The sequence below is a fragment of the Martinezella calliandrae genome, from assembly GCF_030272695.1.
GTDB lineage: Bacteria > Pseudomonadota > Alphaproteobacteria > Rhizobiales > Rhizobiaceae > Rhizobium > Rhizobium calliandrae.
This window is the reverse complement of record NZ_JARFYN010000131.1, coordinates 1-2,703: the sequence shown is the minus strand read 5'-3', so window position 1 is coordinate 2,703 and position 2,703 is coordinate 1. Positions and strand designations below refer to the sequence as shown.

Genomic DNA, 2,703 nt, shown 5'->3' with positions numbered 1-2,703 from the left:
GCTGACTGTCGTACGCCAAAGCGGCACGCTACGGTCTTTACGTCCCTTACCATGCAAGTGTGCAACCGCCGCGCCATCGACGATAACCTCGCCGACGCGTAGGCCGATGGCTTCGGACACACGGGCGCCAGTGTTGTACATCAGGCTGAACAGCGTGCGGTCCCGTTCACCTGCCCAGGTCAGCGCATCCGGCGCGTCAAGAATCGCCTGCATCTCCTCGCGCGAGAGAAATCCCAGGACCGGGCGGTCGAACCGTTTCATCGGAATGGCCAGTGCCTGTTGGATGACGATGAGCGCAGTCAGGTCGTAATGGGCGGCATACTTCAGAAAGGAGCGAAGTGCCGCCAAGCGGGCATTGCGCGTGCGCACACCGTTGCTCCGTTCCTTCTCCAGATGGTCGAGGAAGTCCAGGATCAATTGCGCATCAAGATCGGCCAAGATCAGCCGGGTGGGCGCCTTGCCAATCTTCGCTTCGGCGAAGCCAAGCAACAATCGAAAAGTGTCCCGATAGGCTGCAATGGTGCGAGGGCTGACAGCTCGCTGGTTGCCCAGATGTTCGACAAAGAAGCGCTGAAGCAGGATGGGGAAGGACGGTGTCGGGTTGACATCAGACACGATAATCTCCTCCGACATTTGCTGCGAAAAGCTCGAAACGCCTGCCAGAGACCGCCATCAGTTCTGGGACGGCGGTCAGATACCAATAGGTATCGGAGATTTTGGCGTGGCCGACGTAGGTCGAGAGCGCCGCCATCCTATTGTCGATATCGGCGCCATGTTCGTGCCAAAGCTGAACGCGGCGGCAAATAAAGGTGTGCCGCAGGTCATGGATGCGCACTTCACGATGGCCGCCCCGCGGGGCCCAACCGAGTTTGGTACGAAGCTTCTGGAAAATCTTATTGATCCTCCGCTCCGCGATGAATCCGCCCTCGGAGGAGAGGAACAGCGGCGAATCCTTGGAGAGAGCGCCATGACGCGCACGAACCTCCAGATAGCGCCGCAACGCGGCTACGACGGTGGCATGCATAGGCACATGCCTGGACTTACGGAACTTCGTATTACGAATCGTAAGGACCGCGCTGTCGAGATTGATATCGCCGTAGCGCAGCTGGAGTGCTTCCGAGCGTCGTAGCCCCGTAGCCGCGATCAGTCCGAAGATCGTTGCGTATGTCGCCGGTCGCAAACCGCCCTTGGGAGTCAGCCGCGAAGCGGCAGCCACGAGATCGCATATCTCCTGCTCTGAATAGATATGCGGCGTGAGGCGTCGATGTGCACGACCAAAGATCGCGGTCTCAGGGAACTCCGTGTCGGGATCAACCCGCGTCAGATACCTCGCGAACGGGCGAAGGACCTCGAGGCGCCGGGCCCAGGAGAGCGGGGTAGCTTTTTTGGCCTGACCTTGCACCCAGTTCAGAACGACACCGTTGGTGAGTGGGCCGCGATGACCGTGTTGGTCTGCGAACAGGGCGAAAGCGGTGATGTAATGGCCCTCCATCCTGAGCTTAAAACCAAGGGCGCGGCGCTCGGACAAATAGTCCTCGGCCAACGAGAGCATCGTGCGTGCGTTGATCATTGTGCGCTCCCCGGCCAAGGCAGAGCCACAGCAGATAGATTGTTCAGATCAACCTTTGCATAGATGGCGGACGTGTCGAGGCTTCGATGCCGCAAGATGTCCGCAATCTCCTTCATCGGCGCGCCGGCGCGTAGAAGTCGGCTGGCAGCGCTGTGGCGGAGAATGTGGACCCCGGTTCGCGTCCATCCACATCTTCGGTAGCCGGCCAATACTGCGCGTACGACGCTCTTGGTTGTGATCGGTTTGTCGTAGGGTGCGACGTGACGAACAAATACGGCTCGGTTCGCCGTCGTAGGACGCTCCTCACGCAGATAGGCCGCAATCGCCGCTCCTGTTGAGACTGGCAGGGGCAGAGTATCAGCCCGTCGACTCTTGGTGCCGACAAGGTTGATTGTACCACTGCACCAGTTGATATCGTTAAGTTGCAACTTGACGACTTCGCCGGATCGCAGGCCGAGATCGATTAGGCACCGCACCATCGCATAAGCTCGCAGGCGCGACGGAAACGACTGATCAAACGAACTCAGCAGTTGGTCGATCTCGGCGTCGGTCAGAACCTCTGGTAATGACGCCAACCGCCAGCGCGCGACTCGGGGAATTGCGGCCTTCAGTCCGCTCACCCGATCGCCGGATATACTGCGAAAGCGGAGATAGCAGGCAATGGTGGCGCCGATCGCGGCGATGGCTGCGGAGCCTCGCCCCTTCTCGCCGAGGATGAAGTGACGGACGGTCATGGCTTTGACTGTCGCCATCGAAATGGGCTGCTCGCTGACATGTTCGGCAAGAAACTCCTCAACCACTTTGCAGCGCCGCCGACGGGTCCTGTCTGCCAAACCCCAGACGTCGCGCATGTGGATATCGAAACGCGTCAGCTCCTGTTCGATAGCGGAGTTCCGAGCCGGATACTGCGGCACCACGCCGCCAGCTTTGAGTACCTCCAGAAGGTGGCCAAGTGCCGCCTGCAGGTCATGACGAATACGGCGGACCGGATCGGGGCAGACGCATGCCGGCAAGTGTTCCGAGAGAAAGCGAACGACGGCGACTTGACCGATCGCTTCCAGGCGGTACCCCTCCTGTGTCAGCCAATGGGCGAAGTGCGCGATGCAGCACATGTAGGCGCGCTGGGTGCCCGG

Annotated in this window: 3 protein-coding genes; all 3 read right to left on the bottom strand. The window is 60.2% G+C overall.

Translation table 11 applies throughout. From position 1 onward, the window contains the following. Positions 1–615: tyrosine-type recombinase/integrase (locus tag PY650_RS36260; protein ID WP_285884906.1), on the bottom strand; the 615-nt coding region annotated here is incomplete at its 3' end. Beyond that, positions 608–1,570: a tyrosine-type recombinase/integrase gene (locus PY650_RS36255; RefSeq protein ID WP_285884905.1), complete on the bottom strand. Its 963-nt coding sequence runs from the start codon at positions 1,568–1,570 to the stop codon at positions 608–610. The genes PY650_RS36260 and PY650_RS36255, both read right to left, overlap by 8 nt. After that, positions 1,567–2,703: site-specific integrase (locus PY650_RS36250; RefSeq protein ID WP_285884904.1), on the bottom strand; the 1,137-nt coding region annotated here is incomplete at its 5' end. The genes PY650_RS36255 and PY650_RS36250, both read right to left, overlap by 4 nt.

Bases quoted from the DNA above. Each gene is read 5' to 3' on its own strand.
- PY650_RS36255 (WP_285884905.1), bottom strand. From the start codon at position 1,570: ATGATCAACGCACGCACGATGCTCTCGTTGGCCGAGGACTATTTGTCC.